General features: G+C 56.4%; 18 protein-coding genes and 1 pseudogene. 17 read left to right on the top strand and 2 right to left on the bottom strand.

Annotated elements, in window-relative coordinates; genetic code table 11:
* Positions 1-41 precede the first annotated feature (41 nt).
* Positions 42-1,364 (top strand): MFS transporter, encoded by a 1,323-nt coding sequence (locus AC27FC_RS10875; protein ID WP_196354866.1) that lies wholly within the window; start codon positions 42-44, stop codon positions 1,362-1,364.
* On the opposite strand, the gene satP is transcribed toward AC27FC_RS10875, so the two are convergent.
* Positions 1,341-1,907 (bottom strand): acetate uptake transporter, encoded by a 567-nt coding sequence (satP, locus tag AC27FC_RS10870; RefSeq protein ID WP_008502042.1) that lies wholly within the window; start codon positions 1,905-1,907, stop codon positions 1,341-1,343. The two genes, AC27FC_RS10875 and satP, sit on opposite strands and share 24 nt — an antisense overlap.
* A 296-nt stretch (positions 1,908-2,203) precedes the next feature.
* On the opposite strand from satP, the gene dnaK reads away from it, so the two are divergent.
* The 4 genes from dnaK to nhaR all read left to right on the top strand — a co-directional run bounded on the left by dnaK (position 2,204) and on the right by nhaR (position 7,656).
* Positions 2,204-4,117 carry a molecular chaperone DnaK gene (gene dnaK / locus AC27FC_RS10865; protein WP_023310346.1) on the top strand — a complete coding sequence of 638 codons (1,914 nt, stop codon included), beginning with the start codon at positions 2,204-2,206 and terminating at the stop codon, positions 4,115-4,117.
* Between the two features lie 87 nt (positions 4,118-4,204).
* Complete coding sequence (gene dnaJ / locus AC27FC_RS10860) at positions 4,205-5,350, top strand: molecular chaperone DnaJ (protein ID WP_023310347.1); 1,146 nt, start codon at positions 4,205-4,207, stop codon at positions 5,348-5,350.
* Positions 5,351-5,522: 172 nt separating this feature from the next.
* Positions 5,523-6,698 carry a Na+/H+ antiporter NhaA gene (gene nhaA, locus AC27FC_RS10855; protein ID WP_196354867.1) on the top strand — a complete coding sequence of 392 codons (1,176 nt, stop codon included), beginning with the start codon at positions 5,523-5,525 and terminating at the stop codon, positions 6,696-6,698.
* Between the two features lie 58 nt (positions 6,699-6,756).
* Positions 6,757-7,656, top strand: a complete 900-nt coding sequence (gene nhaR, locus AC27FC_RS10850; RefSeq protein WP_029740864.1) for a transcriptional activator NhaR — start codon at positions 6,757-6,759, stop codon at positions 7,654-7,656.
* Positions 7,657-7,713: 57 nt separating this feature from the next.
* Here the strand turns inward: nhaR and rpsT are convergent, their stop codons facing one another.
* Entirely contained in the window at positions 7,714-7,977 is a 264-nt protein-coding gene (gene rpsT / locus AC27FC_RS10845; protein ID WP_003856458.1) for a 30S ribosomal protein S20, read from the bottom strand.
* A 101-nt stretch (positions 7,978-8,078) separates the two neighbouring features.
* Between rpsT and AC27FC_RS10840 the strand changes: the two are divergent.
* The 12 genes and pseudogenes from AC27FC_RS10840 to kefC all read left to right on the top strand — a co-directional run bounded on the left by AC27FC_RS10840 (position 8,079) and on the right by kefC (position 22,783).
* Positions 8,079-8,297 (top strand): annotated as a pseudogene (locus tag AC27FC_RS10840) (DUF2575 domain-containing protein).
* Between the two features lie 7 nt (positions 8,298-8,304).
* Positions 8,305-9,231, top strand: coding sequence for a bifunctional riboflavin kinase/FAD synthetase (ribF, locus tag AC27FC_RS10835; RefSeq protein WP_023310350.1), 927 nt, complete (start codon positions 8,305-8,307; stop codon positions 9,229-9,231).
* A 45-nt stretch (positions 9,232-9,276) separates the two neighbouring features.
* Complete coding sequence (ileS, locus tag AC27FC_RS10830) at positions 9,277-12,093, top strand: isoleucine--tRNA ligase (RefSeq protein WP_063439487.1); 2,817 nt, start codon at positions 9,277-9,279, stop codon at positions 12,091-12,093.
* Positions 12,093-12,593, top strand: coding sequence for a signal peptidase II (gene lspA / locus AC27FC_RS10825; RefSeq protein ID WP_033144602.1), 501 nt, complete (start codon positions 12,093-12,095; stop codon positions 12,591-12,593). The genes ileS and lspA overlap by 1 nt, the downstream gene beginning before the upstream one ends.
* 52 nt (positions 12,594-12,645) lie before the next feature.
* The gene (gene fkpB / locus AC27FC_RS10820) at positions 12,646-13,095 is read left to right on the top strand and encodes an FKBP-type peptidyl-prolyl cis-trans isomerase (RefSeq protein WP_003856450.1); all 450 of its coding nucleotides are present in this window, start codon (positions 12,646-12,648) and stop codon (positions 13,093-13,095) included.
* A 1-nt stretch (position 13,096) separates the two neighbouring features.
* Positions 13,097-14,047, top strand: a complete 951-nt coding sequence (ispH, locus tag AC27FC_RS10815) for a 4-hydroxy-3-methylbut-2-enyl diphosphate reductase (RefSeq protein WP_024907425.1) — start codon at positions 13,097-13,099, stop codon at positions 14,045-14,047.
* A gap of 205 nt (positions 14,048-14,252) precedes the next feature.
* On the top strand, positions 14,253-15,074 hold the full coding sequence (gene dapB / locus AC27FC_RS10810) for a 4-hydroxy-tetrahydrodipicolinate reductase (RefSeq protein ID WP_094934504.1): 822 nt from the start codon (positions 14,253-14,255) through the stop codon (positions 15,072-15,074).
* Positions 15,075-15,527: 453 nt separating this feature from the next.
* Positions 15,528-16,676, top strand: a complete 1,149-nt coding sequence (carA, locus tag AC27FC_RS10805; protein ID WP_196354868.1) for a glutamine-hydrolyzing carbamoyl-phosphate synthase small subunit — start codon at positions 15,528-15,530, stop codon at positions 16,674-16,676.
* An 18-nt stretch (positions 16,677-16,694) separates the two neighbouring features.
* Positions 16,695-19,919, top strand: a complete 3,225-nt coding sequence (gene carB / locus AC27FC_RS10800) for a carbamoyl-phosphate synthase large subunit (RefSeq protein WP_039260850.1) — start codon at positions 16,695-16,697, stop codon at positions 19,917-19,919.
* 138 nt (positions 19,920-20,057) lie between these two features.
* A complete protein-coding gene (locus AC27FC_RS10795) occupies positions 20,058-20,291 on the top strand; it encodes a YgdI/YgdR family lipoprotein (RefSeq protein ID WP_023310357.1) in 234 nt (77 codons plus the stop codon).
* Between the two features lie 103 nt (positions 20,292-20,394).
* Entirely contained in the window at positions 20,395-20,925 is a 531-nt protein-coding gene (gene kefF, locus AC27FC_RS10790) for a glutathione-regulated potassium-efflux system oxidoreductase KefF (protein ID WP_024907429.1), read from the top strand.
* On the top strand, positions 20,918-22,783 hold the full coding sequence (gene kefC, locus AC27FC_RS10785; RefSeq protein WP_033144606.1) for a glutathione-regulated potassium-efflux system protein KefC: 1,866 nt from the start codon (positions 20,918-20,920) through the stop codon (positions 22,781-22,783). The genes kefF and kefC overlap by 8 nt, the downstream gene beginning before the upstream one ends.
* Positions 22,784-22,794: the final 11 nt, after the last annotated feature.

The raw sequence follows: 22,794 nt of genomic DNA, 5'->3' as shown, positions 1-22,794 counted from the left end.
TGCTGTAAAAATAAATCCACAATACAAGCAAATGGTTCGCTATGTCACATAACACCCGACCTCTGAATCGACAGGACTACAAAACTCTCACGCTCGCGGCCTTAGGCGGTGCGCTGGAGTTTTACGACTTTATCATCTTCGTCTTCTTCGCCGCCGTCGTGGGAGAGCTCTTCTTCCCGGCGGATATCCCGGAATGGCTGCGTCAGGTGCAAACCTTCGGCATTTTTGCCGCCGGGTATCTGGCGCGTCCGCTGGGCGGCATTATCATGGCCCACTTTGGCGATCTGGTCGGGCGCAAGAAGATGTTTACCCTTAGCATCCTGCTGATGGCCGTGCCGACGCTGGCTATTGGTCTGCTGCCCACCTATACCTCGATGGGCATTCTCGCTCCGTTGCTGCTGTTGCTGATGCGCGTTCTTCAGGGCGCGGCGATTGGCGGTGAAGTGCCGGGCGCGTGGGTGTTTGTCGCGGAGCATGTTCCGGCGCGCCGCATTGGAATCGCCTGTGGAACCTTAACCGCGGGGTTAACGGTAGGGATTTTGCTCGGTTCCGTCGTCGCGACAATTGTAAACACCAGCATGACGCAGCAGGCCGTGCACGACTGGGGCTGGCGTATTCCGTTCCTGCTGGGCGGGGCGTTTGGTCTGGTCGCGATGTACCTGCGCCGCTGGCTGCAGGAGACGCCGATTTTCCTCGAGATGCAGCAGCGCAAAGCGCTGGCGCAAGAGCTGCCGGTGAAGGCGGTCGTGGTACGTCATAAAAAAGCGGTGATGGTGTCGATGTTGCTCACCTGGCTGCTTTCTGCGGGCATTGTGGTGGTGATATTGATGTCCCCGGTGTGGCTGCAAAAGCAGTACGGTTTCGCCCCTGCCGTGACGTTACAGGCGAACAGTATCGCGACAATCATGCTCTGCTTTGGCTGTCTGGCCGCCGGGCTGGCGGCAGATCGTTTCGGCGCCAGCGTTACCTTTATCGTCGGCAGCCTGTTACTGGCCGCATCAAGCTGGGCGTTTTACCATCTGGCAGGCAGCCATCCTGAACAGCTGTTCCTGCTGTACGGCGTGGTAGGGCTGTGCGTGGGCGTAGTGGGTGCTGTGCCTTACGTCATGGTGCGAGCTTTCCCGCCGGAGGTACGCTTCACCGGGATTTCGTTCTCTTACAACGTCTCATATGCCATTTTCGGCGGGCTGACGCCGATTGCGGTGACGGTGCTGATGGGCGTGTCGCCGATGGCGCCAGCCTGGTATGTACTCGCGCTTTCGTTGATGGGGCTGGGATTAGGGATTTGGCTGGGGCAGATGAAGGGATGTCGTGCCCGCGAAGCGGACACGACAGAGGGATCAGTGTTTTTCACCAATCGGTAGAACGGTGCGGTCAAACTGTTCGTTCAGCACTTCACCCATTGCGAGGTAGATAGCGCTTGCGCCGCAAACCAGACCAATCCAGCCTGCAACATGAACGATGCCTTCGTTATCCACCAGGTGACCGATCGCCAGCAGGGCGAACAGCACGGTCAGGCTCAGGAAAACGAACTGCAGCATGCGGTTACCTTTCAGGGTACCGAAGAACATGAACAGGGTGAAGACGCCCCACAGGCCCAGGTAAACGCCCAGGAAGTGGGCGTTTGCCGCGTCTGCCATGCCCATTTTAGGCAGCAGCAGAATGGCAACCAGGGTCAGCCAGAAAGAACCGTAAGAGGTGAAGGCGGTTAAGCCGAAGGTATTGCCTTTCTTATATTCCAGCAGGCCCGCGAAGATTTGCGCGATACCGCCGTAAAAAATGCCCATCGCCAGGATGATGCCATCCATCGGGAACATCCCGATATTGTGCAGGTTCAGCAGGATAGTGGTCATGCCAAAACCCATCAGGCCCAGCGGAGCCGGATTAGCCAACTTAGTGTTGCCCATAAGTCCTCAAAAAAATCATCATTAATATGGTGAAATGGTTAAACCCGCGTCAGTTCTCCCTGACTGGGCGCGGCATCATAATGGGCGCAATCGGTGGCGTCTATGATCTCATCAGGGTGAAATTAAAATTTTTTTTATGCTTGCCCCTTGATGGATGCCGTCGCGACCCCATCTTGTAGTCAACCGCAGTGTGTGGACCTGAAAAAAATCAAATCTGGGCAGTTGAAAAAGCACGTTCTGCCCTTATTACAGGTACACAACCACATGTTGACTGAATTTTTAGTGGAGACGTTTAGATGGGTAAAATTATTGGTATCGACCTGGGTACTACCAACTCTTGTGTAGCGATTATGGATGGCACTACTGCACGCGTGCTGGAGAACGCCGAGGGCGATCGCACCACGCCTTCTATCATTGCTTATACCCAGGATGGTGAAACTCTGGTTGGTCAGCCGGCTAAACGTCAGGCAGTGACAAACCCGCAAAACACCCTGTTTGCGATTAAACGCCTGATCGGCCGCCGCTTCCAGGACGAAGAAGTTCAGCGTGACGTTTCCATCATGCCTTACAAAATCATCGCGGCAGATAACGGCGATGCATGGCTTGATGTGAAAGGCACCAAAACTGCACCACCGCAGATTTCTGCTGAAGTGCTGAAAAAAATGAAGAAAACCGCTGAAGATTACCTGGGTGAGCCGGTAACTGAAGCTGTTATTACCGTTCCTGCGTACTTCAACGATGCTCAGCGTCAGGCAACCAAAGATGCTGGCCGTATCGCAGGTCTGGAAGTAAAACGTATCATCAACGAACCAACCGCTGCTGCACTGGCTTACGGTCTGGATAAAGAAGTTGGCAACCGTACTATCGCGGTTTACGACCTGGGTGGTGGTACTTTCGATATCTCTATTATCGAAATCGACGAAGTTGACGGCGAAAAAACCTTCGAAGTTCTGGCAACCAACGGTGATACCCACCTGGGTGGTGAAGACTTCGATACCCGTCTGATCAACTACCTCGTTGACGAGTTCAAGAAAGATCAGGGCATTGACCTGCGTAACGACCCGCTGGCCATGCAGCGCCTGAAAGAAGCCGCTGAGAAAGCGAAGATCGAACTTTCTTCCGCTCAGCAGACCGACGTGAACCTGCCATACATCACTGCAGACGCGACCGGTCCTAAACACATGAACATCAAAGTGACCCGTGCGAAACTGGAAAGCCTGGTAGAAGACCTGGTGAACCGTTCAATCGAGCCGCTGAAAGTTGCCCTGCAGGACGCTGGCCTGTCCGTATCCGATATCCAGGACGTTATCCTGGTCGGTGGTCAGACGCGTATGCCAATGGTTCAGAAGAAAGTGGCTGAGTTCTTTGGTAAAGAGCCACGTAAAGACGTTAACCCGGACGAAGCGGTCGCAATCGGTGCTGCGGTTCAGGGTGGCGTACTGACCGGTGAAGTTAAAGACGTACTGCTGCTGGACGTTACCCCGCTGTCTCTGGGTATCGAAACCATGGGCGGTGTGATGACTGCGCTCATCAACAAAAACACCACCATCCCAACGAAACACAGCCAGGTGTTCTCTACCGCTGAAGACAACCAGTCTGCGGTAACCATCCATGTGATTCAGGGTGAGCGTAAGCGTGCGGCGGATAACAAATCTCTGGGTCAGTTCAACCTGGACGGTATTAACCCGGCACCGCGCGGCATGCCGCAGATCGAAGTCACCTTCGACATCGATGCTGACGGTATCCTGCACGTGTCTGCGAAAGACAAAAACAGCGGTAAAGAGCAGAAGATCACCATCAAGGCATCTTCTGGCCTGAACGAAGCGGAAATCGAAAAAATGGTTCGCGATGCCGAAGCTAACGCGGAATCCGACCGTAAGTTCGAAGAGCTGGTTCAGACCCGTAACCAGGGTGACCATCTGCTGCACAGCACCCGTAAGCAGGTTGAAGAAGCAGGCGATAAACTGCCAGCGGAAGACAAGACTGCTATCGAAGCTGCACTGAGCGCGCTGGAATCCTCACTGAAAGGTGAAGATAAAGCGGACATCGAAGCGAAGATGCAGGAACTGGCGCAGGCTTCTCAGAAGCTGATGGAAATCGCTCAGCAGCAGCACGCTCAACAGCAGGCGGGCGCTGACGCTTCGGCGAACAACGCGAAAGACGACGACGTTGTCGACGCTGAGTTCGAAGAAGTTAAAGATAAAAAATAATCGCCCTGATGCAGGGTAATTAATCGGCACGGGCGTAGGAGAACTCTCCACGCCCGTGCTCGCATGTTAAGGGGCTTAAAAAAACCAATGGCAAAGCAAGACTATTACGAGATTTTAGGCGTTCCGAAAACTGCGGAAGAGCGTGAAATCAAAAAGGCGTACAAGCGCCTGGCCATGAAATTCCACCCGGACCGTAACCAGGGTGACAAAGAGGCTGAAGCCAAATTTAAAGAGATCAAAGAAGCCTACGAAGTCCTGACCGATGCACAAAAACGTGCGGCCTATGACCAGTACGGTCATGCAGCCTTTGAACAGGGCGGCATGGGCGGCGGTGGATTCGGCGGCGGCGGCTTTGGCGGCGGCGCTGACTTCAGCGATATCTTTGGCGATGTATTTGGCGACATTTTCGGCGGCGGCCGTGGTCGTCAGCGCGCGGCGCGCGGCGCGGACCTGCGCTACAACATGGAGCTGACGCTGGAAGAGGCCGTTCGCGGCGTAACCAAAGAGATCCGTATCCCGACGCTGGAAGAGTGTGACGTTTGCCACGGCAGCGGCGCGAAAGCGGGCACACAGCCTCAGACCTGTCCAACCTGTCACGGCTCTGGTCAGGTACAGATGCGTCAGGGCTTCTTCGCGGTACAGCAGGCCTGTCCTCACTGTCACGGTCGCGGCACGCTGATTAAAGATCCATGCACCAAATGCCACGGGCACGGTCGCGTTGAGAAAACCAAAACTCTGTCCGTTAAGATCCCGGCTGGCGTCGATACGGGCGACCGCATCCGTCTGGCCGGTGAGGGCGAAGCAGGCGAGCACGGCGCACCGGCAGGCGATCTGTACGTTCAGGTCCAGGTGAAACAGCACGCCATCTTCGAGCGTGAAGGTAATAACCTGTACTGCGAAGTGCCGATCAACTTCGCGATGGCGGCACTCGGTGGTGAAATCGAAGTGCCTACGCTGGACGGTCGCGTGAACCTGAAAGTGCCTGGCGAAACCCAGACCGGTAAGCTGTTCCGCATGCGCGGGAAAGGCGTTAAATCCGTTCGCGGTGGCGCCCAGGGCGACCTGCTTTGCCGCGTCGTCGTCGAAACGCCGGTTGGCCTGAACGACAAGCAGAAACAGCTGCTGAAAGAGCTGCAGGAAAGCTTTGGCGGCCCGACGGGCGAGAAAAACAGCCCGCGTTCCAAAAGCTTCTTCGATGGCGTCAAAAAGTTCTTCGATGATTTGACCCGCTAATTCGTTAGCTGGTTTTCATCTTCTCAAAGCCCGGAAGCGATTCCGGGCTTTTTTATTTGCGCGTATAGCTCGGTTAAACTGAGTCTATACTCAACATTAATCTGTTTTTGCCGAGCTATTTGGCTTGGTATTATGGTTTTATCGAGGTATTGTTGTAAAAGAGAGAACTTAAATGAAATTACTACACCGTTTCTTTAGCAGTGAGGCGTCCGGTGGTGTGATCCTGATTATTGCCGCAGCGGCCGCGATGGTGCTGGCTAACCTTGGCATCACGCAGGATCTCTACCATGCATTTCTGGAAACGCCCGTTGAGCTGAAGGTCGGGGCGCTGGAAATTAACAAGAACATGCTGCTGTGGATCAACGATGCGCTGATGGCGGTGTTCTTCCTGCTGGTGGGTCTTGAGGTTAAGCGTGAGCTGGTTCTGGGCTCGCTTGCCAGCCGCCAGCGCGCGGCGTTTCCGGTGATCGCAGCGATTGGCGGAATGGTCGTTCCGGCGTTGCTCTTCCTGGCGTTCACCTGGCAGGATCCTGTTGCGCGTGACGGCTGGGCGATCCCGGCCGCGACGGATATCGCCTTTGCGCTCGGTGTCTTAGCCTTGCTCGGTAGCCGCGTGCCGGTAGCCCTGAAAATCTTCCTGATGGCGCTGGCGATCATCGATGACCTGGGCGCCATTGTGATTATCGCGCTGTTCTACACCAGCGATCTGTCGATCCTGTCCCTGAGCGTCGCCGCCGGGGCGATTGCGGTGCTGGCGCTGCTGAATATCTTCAATGTTCGCCGCATCGGTATCTATATCCTGGTGGGGATGGTGCTGTGGACGGCGGTGCTTAAATCCGGCGTGCACGCCACGCTGGCAGGCGTGATTGTGGGCTTCTTCGTGCCGCTTAAACCGCAGGACGGCAAGTCGCCTGCCAAACAGCTGGAGCACGTGCTGCACCCGTGGGTTGCCTTTATGATCCTGCCGCTGTTTGCGTTTGCCAACGCGGGCGTTTCCCTCGGCGGCGTGACGCTGGACGGGCTGACGTCCGTGCTGCCGCTGGGCATCATTGCCGGGCTGTTTATCGGTAAGCCGCTGGGCATTAGCCTCTTCTGCTGGCTGGCGACGAAGCTGAAGCTGGCGTCATTGCCGCATGGCACCACGTTTTCGCAGATTATGGCCGTCGGCGTGCTGTGTGGAATCGGGTTTACGATGTCGATCTTTATCTCGACGCTGGCGTTTGGTGCGCATGCGCCTGAGCTTATCGTCTGGGCTAAACTCGGCATTCTCATCGGATCATTACTGGCCGCGGTAATCGGTTATACCTTGTTGAAGGTGAAGTTGTCCGGACAGGCCGCCCAGGCATAACGGAACACCGGGAGGAGGCGATCCTCCTCCCGATACACACTCAGGGAGAGAAGACGCGATGTCTCATTTAAATTACAACCATCTGTACTACTTCTGGCACGTCTATAAACAGGGCTCGGTGGTGGGGGCGGCAGAGGCGCTCTACCTGACGCCGCAAACCATCACCGGGCAAATCAAGGCCCTGGAAGAGCGCCTGCAGGGGAAGCTGTTCAAGCGTAAGGGGCGTGGGATTGAACCCAGCGAACTGGGTGAACTGGTTTTCCGCTATGCGGACAAAATGTTCACCCTGAGCCAGGAGATGCTGGATATCGTCAACTACCGCAAAGAGTCGAACCTGCTCTTTGACGTGGGCGTGGCGGATGCGCTGTCCAAGCGGCTGGTGAGCGGCGTGCTGGATGCGGCGGTAGTTGAAGACGAGCAAATCCACCTGCGCTGCTTTGAATCCACCCACGAGATGCTGCTGGAACAGCTGAGCCAGCACAAGCTGGATATGATTATCTCGGACTGCCCGATTGACTCCACCCAGCAGGAAGGGCTGTTCTCGGTGAAGATTGGCGAATGCGGCGTGAGCTTCTGGTGTATTAATCCACCGCCGGAGAAACCGTTCCCCGCGTGCCTTGAAGAACGTCGTCTGCTGGTACCTGGGCGACGCTCAATGCTCGGACGCAAGCTGCTGAACTGGTTTAATTCGCAAGGGCTGAAGGTAGAAATCCTCGGTGAGTTCGACGATGCGGCGCTGATGAAAGCCTTTGGCGAAGCGCATAATGCGATCTTCGTTGCGCCGACGCTGTACGCGCACGATCTCTATTCAGACGACAAGATTACGGAGATAGGCAGAGTGGATAACGTGATGGAGGAGTATCACGCCATATTTGCCGAAAGAATGATTCAGCACCCGGCGGTGCAGCGAATCTGCAATCGTGACTACGCGGCGCTGTTTACGCCACCGGCAATCTGAAGGCATAAAAAAACCCGCGTTAAGCGGGTTCTTTAAACAAGCAACAACAAGTAGCGATTAAGCCAGTTTGTTGATCTGCGCGGTCAGGTTTGCTTTATGACGCGCTGCTTTGTTTTTGTGGATCAGACCTTTAGCAGCCTGACGATCCACGATTGGTTGCATTTCGTTAAATGCGTTCTGCGCTGCAGCTTTGTCGCCTGCTTCGATTGCTGCGTATACTTTCTTGATGAAAGTACGCATCATAGAGCGACGGCTTGCGTTGTGCTTACGAGCCTTTTCAGACTGAACGGCACGTTTCTTAGCTGATTTGATATTAGCCAAGTCCAACTCCCAAATATGTTCTATGTGGACAATTCAAAGGCCGAGGAATATGCCCTCTTTGCCTTCTTTTGTCAATGGATTTGTGCAAATAAGCGCCGTTAATTAGCGACGCTACGTTACGTAGTGATGGCGCAGGATTCTACCAGCTTGTCTTCCCTGAATACAGCCTTTCGGCATAAAAATCGCAGTTCACGAGCAGATTTTTTCGCTGCGAAAGGTCAGCCTGATGAAATCATTACGGCTTTCTGTTTTGCGCGAACAATCGCCGGTTAACCTTAACCGCTGTACAAGGTATACTTTGGCGATTTTCACTGTTTTGAGCCAGACATGAAGCTGATACGCGGCATACATAATCTCAGCAGCGCGCCACACGGGTGCGTGCTGACTATTGGTAATTTCGACGGCGTGCATCGTGGTCATCAGGCGCTGTTGCAGGGATTGCGTAAAGAAGGGGAGGCCCGTGGCCTGCCCGTTGTAGTGATGATTTTCGAGCCGCAGCCGCTGGAGCTGTTCGCGGGCGATAAATCTCCCGCCCGACTCACTCGCCTGCGCGAGAAATTGCGCTATCTGGCGGAGTCCGGCGTGGACTATGTATTGTGTTTACGTTTCGATCGTCGCTTTGCCGCGCTGACAGCACAAAATTTCGTCAGCGACCTGCTGGTTAAGCGTCTTGGCGTACAGTTTCTCGCCGTGGGTGATGATTTCCGCTTTGGCGCTGGTCGTCAGGGCGATTTCTTGCTATTACAGAAGGCTGGTCTGGAGTATGGATTTGACGTCACCAGCGCGATGACCTTCTGCGAAGGCGGCGTGCGCGTCAGCAGCACGGCGGTGCGTCAGGCGCTGGCTAATGATGACCTGGACACGGCAGAAACCCTGCTGGGGCATCCGTTCACCATCTCTGGCCGCGTGGTCCATGGCGATGCGCTGGGCCGCACGATAGGCTTCCCGACGGCGAATATACCGCTGCGTCGTCAGGTTTCCCCGGTTAAAGGGGTGTATGCGGTGGAAGTGGCAGGACTGGGCGATAAACCGTTCTACGGCGTCGCCAACATTGGCACGCGTCCGACCGTCGCCGGTGTGCGTCAACAGTTAGAAGTGCACCTGCTGGACGTTGTAATGGACCTCTATGGTCGCCATATAGATGTGATACTGCGTAAAAAAATACGCAACGAGCAGCGATTTGGTTCGCTGGATGAACTAAAAGCGCAAATTGCGCGAGATGAATTGACGGCCCGCGAGTTTTTTGGGCTTTGAACCCGGCTTAACTGCCTACGTGATAAATACGGAACCGAGAATCTGATGAGTGACTATAAATCAACCCTGAATTTGCCGGAAACAGGGTTCCCGATGCGCGGCGATCTCGCCAAGCGCGAACCGGGAATGCTGGCGCGTTGGACCGATGATGACCTGTACGGCATCATTCGTGCAGCCAAAAAAGGCAAAAAAACCTTCATTCTGCATGATGGCCCTCCATATGCGAATGGCAGCATTCATATTGGTCACTCGGTTAACAAGATTCTGAAAGACATTATCGTGAAGTCCAAAGGCCTCACGGGATATGACTCGCCTTACGTTCCGGGCTGGGACTGCCACGGTCTGCCAATCGAGCTTAAAGTGGAGCAAGAGTTCGGCAAGCCGGGTGAGAAGTTCACCGCCGCCGAGTTCCGTGCGAAGTGCCGCGAATACGCAGCCACGCAGGTTGACGGTCAGCGTGCTGACTTCATCCGTCTGGGCGTGCTGGGCGACTGGTCGCACCCATACCTGACCATGGACTTCAAAACTGAAGCCAACATCATCCGTGCGCTGGGTAAAATCATCGGTAACGGCCACCTGCACAAAGGCGCTAAGCCGGTGCACTGGTGCGTGGACTGCCGTTCTGCGCTGGCAGAAGCGGAAGTGGAATATTACGACAAAACCTCTCCGTCTATCGACGTGGCGTTCAACGCTGTCGATCAGGATGCGGTGAAAGCCAAATTTGGCGTCTCCTCGGTAAACGGCCCGATCTCTCTGGTGATCTGGACCACCACCCCGTGGACCCTGCCGGCGAACCGTGCGATCTCCCTGTCCGGTGAGTTCGAATACGCGCTGGTTCAGATTGACGGTCAGGCGGTTATCCTGGCGAAAGATCTGGTTGAGAGCGTGCTGAAGCGCGCGCATATCACCGACTACACCGTGCTGGGCACCGTGAAAGGCGACGCGCTGGAGCTGATGCGCTTCAAGCACCCGTTCCTGGACTTCGACGTTCCGGCGATCCTGGGCGACCACGTGACGCTGGAAGCGGGTACCGGTGCGGTACATACCGCCGGTGGCCATGGTCCTGACGACTACAACATCAGCCTGAAGTACGGTCTGGAAATCGCTAACCCGGTTGGCCCGGACGGATCTTACCTGCCTGGCACCTATCCGGCGCTGGACGGTATCAACGTCTTCAAAGCGAACGACATCATCGTCGACATGCTGCGCACCAGCGGCGCGCTGCTGCACGTTGAAAAAATGCAGCACAGCTATCCGTGCTGCTGGCGTCACAAAACCCCGATCATCTTCCGTGCGACCCCGCAGTGGTTCGTCAGCATGGATCAGAAAGGCCTGCGCGAGCAGTCTCTGAAAGAGATCAAAGGCGTGCAGTGGATCCCTGACTGGGGCCAGGCGCGTATCGAATCCATGGTGGCTAATCGTCCTGACTGGTGTATCTCCCGTCAGCGTACCTGGGGCGTGCCGATGTCTCTGTTCGTACATAAAGAGACGCAGGAGCTGCACCCGAACACTCTGGAACTGATGGAAGAAGTGGCGAAGCGCGTCGAAGTTGACGGTATTCAGGCGTGGTGGGATCTCGACTCCCGCGACATCCTGGGCGCTGACGCAGACAACTACGAGAAAGTGCCGGATACCCTGGACGTGTGGTTCGACTCCGGGTCTACCCACTCCTCCGTGGTTGACGTGCGTCCGGAATTTGCCGGTCACGCTGCCGATATGTATCTGGAAGGGTCTGACCAACACCGCGGCTGGTTCATGTCATCTCTGATGATCTCCACCGCCATGAAGGGGAAAGCGCCTTACCGTCAGGTACTGACTCACGGTTTCACCGTGGATGGTCAGGGCCGTAAGATGTCCAAATCTATCGGTAACACCGTTTCTCCGCAGGATGTGATGAACAAGCTGGGCGCAGACATTCTGCGTCTGTGGGTAGCCTCTACCGATTACACCGGCGAAATGGCGGTGTCTGACGAGATCCTGAAGCGTGCTGCCGACAGCTATCGTCGTATCCGTAACACCGCGCGCTTCCTGCTGGCGAACCTGAACGGGTTCGATCCGGCAAAAGACATGGTGAAACCGGAAGAGATGGTGGTGCTGGACCGCTGGGCGGTAGGCTGCGCGAAAGCGGCGCAGGAAGATATTCTGAAAGCCTATGAGTCTTACGACTTCCACGAAGTGGTGCAGCGCCTGATGCGCTTCTGCTCCATCGAGATGGGCTCGTTCTACCTCGACATCATCAAAGACCGCCAGTACACCGCGAAAGCGGACAGCGTGGCGCGTCGTAGCTGCCAGACCGCGCTGTTCCACATCGCAGAAGCGCTGGTGCGCTGGATGGCGCCGATCATGTCCTTCACCGCGGATGAAATCTGGGGCTACCTGCCGGGCGACCGTGAGAAGTATGTGTTCACGGGCGAGTGGTACGAAGGTCTGTTCGATCTCTCCAGCACCGAAGCGATGAACGATGCCTTCTGGGACGAGCTGCTCAAAGTGCGTGGCGAAGTGAACAAGGTTATCGAGCAGGCGCGCGCGGACAAGAAAGTCGGCGGCTCTCTGGAAGCGGCAGTTACGCTGTATGCCGAACCGGAGCTGGCGGCGAAGCTGACGGCGCTGGGCGATGAATTACGATTTGTCCTGTTGACCTCCGGTGCGAAAGTTGCGGATTATGCCGATGCTTCTGCTGATGCTCAGCAGAGCGAGCTGCTCAAAGGACTGAAAGTCGCGTTGAGCAAAGCCGACGGTGAGAAATGCCCGCGCTGCTGGCATTACACCACCGATGTTGGCCAGGTGGCGGAACACGCAGACATCTGCGGACGCTGTGTAAGCAACGTCGCCGGTGACGGCGAAAAACGTAAGTTTGCCTGATGAGTAAAACTCTCTGTTCAACAGGACTGCGCTGGCTGTGGCTGGTTGTGGTGGTGCTGATTATCGATCTGGGCAGCAAGTTCCTGATCCTCCAGAATTTCGCTCTGGGGGAGACGGTTCCGCTGTTCCCGTCGCTTAACCTGCACTACGCGCGTAATTACGGCGCAGCGTTTAGTTTCCTTGCCGACAGCGGTGGCTGGCAGCGCTGGTTCTTTGCGGGTATCGCTCTCGGTATCTGCGTGATCCTCGCGGTGCTGATGTACCGCTCGAAGGCCACGCAAAAGCTGAATAACATTGCCTACGCGCTGATCATTGGCGGCGCGCTGGGCAACCTGTTTGACCGTCTGTGGCACGGCTTTGTGGTCGATATGATCGACTTCTACGTCGGCGACTGGCACTTCGCGACCTTTAACCTGGCCGATACGGCAATTTGTATCGGTGCGGCGTTAATCGTGCTGGAAGGCTTCTTGCCTAAACCGGCCGCGAAAGAGCAGGCGTAACACACTCGCCCGGTGGCGTAATGCTACCGGGCAAAACAAGCGAGCAATTTGCATGTCTAAATCCGTACAGAGCAACAGCGCGGTTCTCGTTCACTTCACGCTGAAGCTGGATGACGGCTCCACGGCCGAATCCACCCGCAATAACGGCAAACCGGCCCTGTTTCGTCTTGGAGATACCTCCCTGTCTGAAGGTCTTGAGCAGCAGCTTCTGGGCCTGAAAGAGGGTGAGAAAAAAGCCTTTTCGCTGGAGCCGGATGCCGCGTTTGGCGTGCCGAGTCCGGACCTGATCCAGTATTTCTCGCGCCGCGAGTTTATGGACGCGGGTGAACCGGAGATCGGAGCGATTATGCTCTTTACCGCTATGGACGGCAGCGAAATGCCTGGCGTGATCCGCGAGATCAACGGCGACTCTATTACCGTTGACTTCAACCATCCGCTTGCCGGGCGTACCGTTCATTTTGATGTTGAAGTGCTGGAAATCGATCCTGCACTGGAGGCCTGAAATGCAGATCCTGTTGGCTAACCCGCGCGGCTTCTGCGCCGGTGTAGACCGCGCTATCAGCATTGTTGAAAACGCGTTGGAGATTTACGGCGCGCCGATTTATGTGCGTCACGAAGTGGTGCACAACCGCTACGTGGTCGACAGCCTGCGCGAGCGCGGCGCCATCTTCATTGAACAAATCAGCGAAGTGCCGGACGGTGCGATCCTGATCTTCTCCGCGCACGGCGTCTCTCAGGCGGTACGTAACGAAGCAAAAAGCCGCGATCTGACCGTATTCGATGCCACCTGTCCCCTGGTGACAAAAGTGCATATGGAAGTGGCGCGCGCCAGCCGTCGTGGTGAAGAGTCGATTCTGATTGGCCATGCCGGGCATCCGGAAGTCGAAGGCACCATGGGCCAGTACAGCAACCCGGAAGGGGGTATGTATCTGGTTGAGTCGCCTGAAGATGTGTTAACGCTGAACGTGAAAAATGAAGCCCGTCTGTCGTTTATGACCCAGACGACGCTCTCCGTAGACGATACCTCAGACGTGATTGACGCCCTGCGCCAGCGCTTCCCGAAAATCGTCGGTCCGCGTAAGGATGATATCTGCTACGCGACCACTAACCGTCAGGAAGCGGTGCGCGCACTGGCTGAACAGGCGGACGTGGTGCTGGTAGTCGGCTCCAAAAACTCGTCTAACTCCAACCGTCTGGCCGAACTGGCGCAACGCATGGGGAAAGCGGCTTTCCTGATTGATGACGCGTCGGATATTCAGGAGGCGTGGGTTAAGCACGCGGCCTGTGTCGGCGTGACGGCCGGGGCGTCTGCGCCAGATATTTTGGTACAGAACGTCATTTCCCGTCTGCAGGAGCTGGGCGGTGGCGAAGCGGTGCCGCTGGAAGGACGTGAAGAGAACATCGTTTTCGAAGTCCCGAAAGAACTGCGCATCGACGCCCGCGAAGTCGAATAGACCTTTTTCTGATGAAAGGCCAGCACCTCCTGTGCTGGCCTTTTTTTTACCCGTTACTTTATCGTGACGACAAAATCATGTCTTTTACTGATATTTAAGTCGGTTTCACGTTAAATTCTAATTATCGGTGTTTTCAGTTGGCAGTGCTTCTCAAGGCTGGTTAATCTGAAAACGGTTTACATCATTTTAACGTAAGAGAATAACTATGCATGATGCACAGATCCGTGTCGCCATTGCGGGCGCGGGTGGACGTATGGGCCGTCAGCTTATTCAGGCGGCACTTCAGACGGATGGCGTCGCGCTTGGCGCGGCACTGGAGCGTGAAGGTTCGTCGCTACTGGGGACCGATGCCGGTGAGCTGGCAGGCGCAGGCCACACGGGCGTTACCGTGCAAAGCAGCCTGGAAGCGGTAAAAGAGGACTTCGATGTATTCATCGATTTTACCCGCCCGGAAGGGACGCTCGCGCATCTGGCGTTTTGTCGCCAGCACGGCAAGGGGATGGTGATCGGCACCACCGGTTTTGACGATGCGGGCAAGCAGGCTATCCAGGATGCATCAAAAGAGATTGCGATTGTCTTCGCCGCAAATTTCAGCGTGGGCGTTAACGTCATGCTGAAGCTGCTGGAGAAGGCCGCGAAGGTGATGGGCAACTATACCGATATCGAGATCGTAGAAGCTCACCACCGTTACAAGGTTGATGCGCCATCGGGTACGGCGCTGGCGATGGGCGAAGCGATTGCTCATGCACTTGATAAAGATTTAAAAGACTGCGCGGTCTATACCCGTGAAGGTTACACCGGCGAACGCGTTCCTGGCACCATTGGCTTCGCAACCGTGCGAGCGGGTGACATCGTCGGCGAACACACGGCGATGTTCGCCGATATTGGCGAGCGCGTCGAAATTACGCATAAAGCCTCCAGTCGAATGACGTTCGCCAACGGTGCGGTACGTTCCGCTTTGTGGCTGAAAAACAAGAAAAACGGCCTTTTTGATATGCGAGATGTGCTCGATCTCAATAATTTGTAAGCATTATTACCCATCGTGATGTGGTTATTGCAGTCGTAATTGTTTGATTGCATAGGGCAATATTTTATTGCCCTTTTATTTTATCTGTTTCATGGATTATTTTTGCTTAATCCTCTGAATATCTATCTCTTTTGGTGTTTTAACGTTACTGAAATGTAAATTTTGACCATCTGGTCCACTTTATAGTGCTGCGCTAGCTCATTTTTCATTAAACCTGGCACGCAAGCGTTTTCCGCAGTGATTTACCTGATCTTTTTGTCGCTTAAGCCGCATTCCACTCGCCAGGCTTGCAAAAGAGTAAACAAAATATCCGTTTTAAGTTGACTTTTACCCACCAAATCCCCAGAATGCCGCCGTTTGCCAAAAATCCGCTGGCAACACATTTGCATTGATCCATGACATGCTATGAATTAATATGCAAATAAAGTGAGTGAATATTCTCTGGAGGGTGTTTTGATTAAGTCAGCGCTATTGGTTCTGGAAGACGGAACCCAGTTTATCGGTCGGGCCATAGGGGCAACGGGTTCGGCGGTTGGGGAAGTCGTTTTCAATACTTCAATGACCGGTTATCAAGAAATCCTCACTGATCCTTCCTATTCTCGCCAAATCGTTACTCTTACTTATCCTCATATCGGCAATGTCGGCACCAATGCGGCTGACGAAGAATCTTCTCAGGTACATGCGCAAGGCCTGGTCATCCGCGACCTGCCGCTGATTGCCAGCAACTTCCGCAATACCGAAGACCTCTCTTCTTACCTGAAGCGCCATAACATCGTGGCGATTGCCGATATCGATACCCGTAAGTTAACGCGTCTGCTGCGCGAGAAGGGTGCACAGAACGGCTGCATTATCGCGGGTGATAAACTCGATGCGACGCTGGCGCTGGAAAAAGCGAAAGCCTTCCCGGGCCTGAACGGCATGGACCTGGCGAAAGAAGTGACGACCGCTGAAGCCTACAGCTGGACTCAGGGTAGCTGGACGCTGGAAGGCGACCTGCCGGAAGCGAAAAAAGAGAGCGAGCTGCCGTTCCACGTGGTGGCCTACGATTTCGGCGCCAAGCGCAACATCCTGCGCATGCTGGTTGACCGCGGCTGCCGCCTGACGGTGGTTCCGGCACAAACGTCTGCCGAAGACGTGCTGAAGATGAATCCGGACGGTATTTTCCTGTCCAACGGCCCTGGCGACCCGGCGCCGTGCGATTACGCCATCGCCGCCATCAAGTCCTTCCTGGAAACCGACATCCCGGTATTCGGCATCTGCCTCGGCCATCAGCTGCTGGCGCTGGCGAGCGGTGCGAACACCGTTAAGATGAAGTTCGGCCACCACGGTGGTAACCACCCGGTGAAAGACATCGATAACAACACGGTGATGATCACCGCGCAGAACCACGGATTTGCCGTCGATGAAGCCTCGATGCCGGCTAACCTGCGCGTGACCCATAAGTCGCTGTTCGATGGCACTCTGCAGGGGATTCATCGCACCGATAAGCCAGCATTCAGCTTCCAGGGTCACCCGGAAGCCAGCCCGGGCCCACACGACGCCGCGCCGCTGTTCGATCACTTCATCGAACTTATCGAGCAATACCGTAAGACCGCTAAATAATCAGGAGCCGAGAAGACAATGCCAAAACGTACAGACATAAAAAGCATCCTGATCCTTGGCGCTGGCCCGATCGTCATCGGCCAGGCCTGCGAATTCGACTACTCCGGCGCGCAGGCGTGTAAAGCCCTGCGTGAAGAGGGTTACCGCGTTATCCTGGTGAACTCTAACCCGGCAACCATCATGACCGACCCGGAAATGGCTGATGCAACCTACATCGAGCCGATTCACTGGGAAGTGGTGCGTAAAATCATCGAGAAAGAGCGTCCGGACGCGGTGCTGCCAACCATGGGCGGCCAGACGGCGCTGAACTGTGCGCTGGAGCTGGAGCGTCAGGGCGTGCTGGAAGAGTTCGGCGTGACCATGATTGGTGCGACCGCCGACGCGATTGATAAAGCAGAAGACCGTCGCCGCTTCGACGTGGCGATGAAGAAAATCGGCCTCGACACCGCGCGTTCCGGTATCGCACACAACATGGAAGAAGCGCTGGCCGTCGCGGCTGACGTGGGCTATCCGTGCATCATCCGTCCATCGTTCACCATGGGCGGCACCGGCGGCGGTATCGCCTACAACCGCGAAGAGTTCGAAGAGATTTGCGAACGCGGTCTGGATCTCTCCCCAACCAAAGAGCTGCTGATTGATGAATCGCTGATTGGCTGGAAAGAGTACGAGATGGAAGTGGTGCGTGATAAAAACGACAACTGCATCATCGTCTGCTCCATCGAAAACTTCGATGCGATGGGTATCCACACCGGTGACTCCATCACCGTTGCGCCAGCCCAGACCCTGACCGACAAAGAGTATCAAATCATGCGTAACGCCTCGATGGCGGTACTGCGTGAAATCGGCGTGGAAACCGGTGGTTCTAACGTGCAGTTCTCCGTTAACCCGAAAACAGGCCGTCTGATTGTTATCGAAATGAACCCGCGCGTGTCCCGTTCCTCCGCGCTGGCTTCTAAAGCGACCGGCTTCCCGATTGCGAAAGTGGCGGCGAAGCTGGCGGTGGGTTATACCCTCGACGAGCTGATGAACGACATCACCGGTGGCCGCACCCCAGCGTCCTTCGAGCCGTCAATCGACTACGTTGTGACCAAAATTCCACGCTTCAACTTCGAGAAATTCGCAGGCGCGAACGACCGTCTAACCACCCAGATGAAATCTGTCGGTGAAGTGATGGCGATTGGCCGCACGCAGCAGGAATCACTGCAGAAAGCGCTGCGCGGTCTCGAAGTGGGCGCGACCGGCTTTGACCCGAAAGTGAGCCTGGACGACCCGGAAGCGCTGACCAAAATCCGCCGCGAGCTGAAAGACGCGGGCGCAGAGCGTATCTGGTATATCGCCGATGCCTTCCGTGCGGGCCTGTCCGTCGACGGCGTGTTCAACCTGACCAACATCGACCGCTGGTTCCTGGTGCAGATTGAAGAGCTGGTGCGTCTGGAAGAACAGGTCGCTGAACTGGGCATCAACGGCCTGGACGCTGACTTCCTGCGCGTGCTGAAGCGTAAAGGCTTCGCCGATGCGCGTCTGGCTAAGCTGGCGGGCGTGCGCGAAGCGGAAATCCGCAAGCTGCGCGACCAGTACGACCTGCACCCGGTCTACAAGCGCGTGGACACCTGTGCGGCTGAATTCTCGACCGACACCGCCTACATGTACTCCACCTATGAAGACGAGTGCGAAGCGAACCCGTCCGTCGACCGCGACAAGATTATGGTGCTGGGCGGCGGTCCAAACCGTATCGGCCAGGGCATCGAGTTCGACTACTGCTGCGTACACGCCTCGCTGGCGCTGCGCGAAGACGGTTACGAGACCATCATGGTCAACTGTAACCCGGAAACCGTCTCTACCGACTACGACACCTCTGACCGCCTCTACTTCGAGCCGGTTACCCTGGAAGACGTGCTGGAAATCGTGCGCATCGAGAAGCCAAAAGGCGTTATCGTGCAGTACGGCGGCCAGACCCCGCTGAAGCTGGCGCGCGCGCTGGAAGCAGCAGGCGTGCCGGTTATCGGCACCAGCCCGGACGCGATTGACCGTGCGGAAGACCGCGAGCGTTTCCAGCAGGCGGTTGACCGTCTGAAGCTGAAACAGCCGGCGAACGCCACCGTCACCGCCATTGAAATGGCCGTTGAGAAGGCGAAAGAGATTGGCTACCCGCTGGTGGTGCGTCCTTCCTACGTGCTGGGCGGCCGCGCGATGGAAATCGTGTATGACGAGGCCGACCTGCGTCGCTACTTCCAGACTGCGGTGAGTGTTTCCAACGATGCGCCAGTGCTGCTCGACCGCTTCCTCGACGACGCGGTGGAAGTGGACGTTGACGCCATCTGCGACGGCGAAATGGTGCTGATTGGCGGCATCATGGAGCACATCGAGCAGGCGGGCGTGCACTCCGGCGACTCCGCCTGTTCTCTGCCGGCGTACACGCTGAGCCAGGAGATTCAGGACGTGATGCGCCAGCAGGTGCAGAAGCTGGCCTTCGAGCTGCAGGTTCGCGGTCTGATGAACGTCCAGTTTGCGGTGAAAGACAACGAAGTCTACCTGATTGAAGTCAACCCGCGTGCGGCACGTACCGTACCGTTCGTCTCCAAAGCCACCGGCGTACCGCTGGCGAAAGTGGCGGCGCGCGTGATGGCGGGCCAGACGCTGGCGCAGCAGGGCGTGACCAAAGAGATCATTCCACCGTACTACTCGGTGAAAGAAGTGGTGCTGCCGTTCAACAAATTCCCGGGCGTTGACCCGCTGTTAGGGCCAGAAATGCGCTCTACCGGGGAAGTGATGGGCGTGGGCCGCACCTTCGCAGAAGCGTTCGCGAAGGCGCAGCTGGGCAGTAGCTCCACCATGAGAAAATCAGGCCGTGCGCTGCTCTCCGTTCGTGAAGGCGATAAAGAGCGCGTGGTTGACCTGGCCGCCAAGCTGCTGAAACAGGGCTTCGAGCTGGACGCGACCCACGGTACCGCGATTGTGCTGGGCGAAGCCGGCATCAACCCGCGTCTGGTGAACAAGGTGCATGAAGGTCGTCCGCACATTCAGGACCGTATCAAGAATGGCGAATACACCTACATCATCAACACCACCGCAGGCCGCCAGGCGATTGAAGACTCCAAGCTGATTCGCCGCAGCGCGCTGCAGTACAAAGTGCACTACGACACCACCCTGAACGGCGGTTTCGCAACGGCCATGGCGCTGAACGCGGATGCCACCGAGAAGGTGATTTCAGTGCAGGAAATGCACGCGCAGATTAGCAAATAAGTAAAAATGCCCGGTGCCGTTCGGCTGCCGGGCATTCTCCCATCTTCAGAACCTTCTGGTTTTTCATCCGCTTTCAGTCAGTTAGCCTAAAATGGTTAGGTCGATAACGAAATTCAACTGAGAGCAGGGGAAAACACCATGCAAAATAAATTACTGATCGCTTCCGTTCTGGCTGCCACGACAATGTTTACCGTTGCGGGCTGTTCGTCTAATCAGGCCGTAAAAACCACCGATGGCAAAACCATTGTCACCGACGGCAAACCTCAGGTGGATGACGATACCGGTCTGGTGTCGTACAAAAACGCCGAAACCGGTCAAACCGAGCAGATCAACCGTGACCAGGTGAAATCCATGGGCGAGCTGGATAACTAATTCAGAATTCTGACGTAAGCCCGTCAATAATATTCACTATTAGCCTGTTGAATTACTGACTACACTCTTTTGTTAAAAGAAAGCAGTAACAACAGGCTAATCAATGATTCTGATAATTTATGCCCATCCTTATCCGCAGCACTCGCATGCGAATAAGCGGATGCTTGAGCAGGTAAGGACGCTTGATAACGTAGAGATACGTTCCCTCTATCAACTTTATCCCGATTTTAATATCGATATCGCCGCCGAACAGGAGGCGCTTTCCCGTGCCGATCTGATTATCTGGCAGCATCCAATGCAGTGGTACAGCACGCCCCCGCTCCTGAAACTGTGGATTGATAAAGTCTTCTCCCACGGCTGGGCGTATGGCCACAACGGCAATGCGCTAAAAGGAAAAAGCCTGATGTGGGCGGTCACCACCGGCGGTGGGGAAAGCCATTTTGATATCGGTTCCTTCCCGGGTTTTGACGTCCTGGCGCAGCCGCTGCAGGCGACCGCGCTCTATTGCGGTCTGAACTGGCTCCCGCCGTTTGCGATGCACTGCACGTTTGTTTGCGACGATGAAACGCTGCAGGCGCAGGCTCGTCATTATAAACAACGCTTACTTGAGTGGCAGGAGGCGCACCATGGATAGCCATACGCTAATACAGGCGCTGATTTACCTCGGCGCGGCGGCGCTGATTGTGCCCGTGGCGGTCCGCCTGGGGCTGGGCTCGGTGCTTGGCTACCTGATTGCGGGCTGCGTCATTGGGCCGTGGGGCTTTAGACTGGTCACGGATGCCGAGGCGATTCTCCATTTCGCTGAAATTGGCGTGGTGCTGATGCTGTTTGTGATTGGCCTGGAGCTCGACCCGCAGCGGCTGTGGAAGCTTCGCGCCTCGGTATTTGGCGGCGGAGCGCTGCAGATGGTGGCCTGCGGCCTGCTGCTGGGCGGGTTCTGCATCCTGTTAGGAATGGACTGGAAAGTGGCAGAGCTCATCGGCATGACGCTGGCGCTCTCCTCAACGGCCATTGCCATGCAGGCGATGAACGAGCGAAATCTGACGGTCTCCCAGATGGGACGCAGCGCGTTCTCCGTGCTGCTGTTCCAGGACATTGCCGCTATCCCGCTGGTGGCGATGATCCCGCTGCTGGCGGCCAGTGGTTCCTCTACCACGCTGGGCGCTTTCGCGCTGTCGGCGCTGAAGGTGGCGGGCGCGCTGGCGCTGGTGGTGCTGCTTGGCCGCTACGTGACCCGCCCGCTGCTGAGGTTTGTCGCCCGTTCTGGCCTGCGCGAAGTGTTCAGCGCCGTGGCGCTGTTCCTGGTGTTTGGCTTCGGTCTGCTCCTGGAGGAGGCCGGGCTGTCGATGGCGATGGGGGCGTTCCTCGCAGGCGTTCTGCTGGCGAGCTCTGAATACCGTCACGCGCTGGAAAGCGATATCGAGCCGTTCAAAGGGTTGCTGCTGGGACTGTTTTTCATCGGCGTCGGGATGTCCGTCGACTTCGGCACGCTGGTGACGCATCCGCTGCGGATCGTCATCCTGCTCGTCGGCTTCCTGGTCATTAAAATGGTGATGCTGTGGCTGATTGCTCGCCCACTGAACGTGCCGGGCAGGCAGCGCCGCTGGTTCGCCGTGCTGCTGGGGCAGGGGAGTGAATTTGCGTTCGTGGTCTTTGGCGCCGCGCAGATGGCAAACGTGCTCGATCCCGAGTGGGCGAAAGCGCTGACGCTGGCGGTCGCCCTGTCGATGGCGGCGACGCCTGTGCTGCTGGTGGTACTGACGCGCCTGGAAAAATCGGACAGCGGGCAGGAGCGCGAGGCCGACGAGATCGACGAGGAGCAGCCGCGCGTCATCATCGCCGGATTTGGCCGCTACGGGCAGATCGTGGGTCGTTTACTGCTGTCGAGCGGGGTGAAAATGGTCATCCTCGATCACGACCCCGACCATGTCGATACCCTGCGTAAATTTGATATGAAGGTGTTTTACGGGGATGCAACCCGCGTCGATCTGCTGGAATCCGCCGGGGCGGCAAAAGCCGAGGTGTTAATTAACGCCATTGACGATCCGGAAACCAGCATGCAGATGGTGGAGCTGGTAAAAGAGCATTTCCCGGCGCTGACTATTATCTCCCGCGCGCGCGATGTGGATCACTACATCCGGCTGCGGCAGGCGGGCGTAGACGCGCCCGAGCGTGAAACCTTCGAAGGTGCGCTGAAGTCTGGCCGCATGGCGCTGGAAAACCTGGGGCTCGGCGCGTATGAAGCACGCGAACGGGCAGACCTGTTCCGCCGCTTTAATACCGAGATGGTCGAAGAGATGGCGGCGATGGCCGGCAGTACCGCCACCGAGCGTGCGGCGGTCTTCAAACGCACCAGCGCGATGCTGACGGAAATCATTAACGAGGACCGTAACCACCTGTCGCTGATCCAGCGTCATGGCTGGCAGGGCACGGAAGAGGGCAAGCATACCGGCGATCCGGCTGACGAGCCCGAGAGTAAACCTTCCGCGTGAAGTGGAGTTGC

The sequence above is a fragment of the Enterobacter sp. C3_dUdeg genome (assembly GCF_057536195.1).
This window is presented reverse-complemented; position numbering and strand designations above follow the sequence as displayed.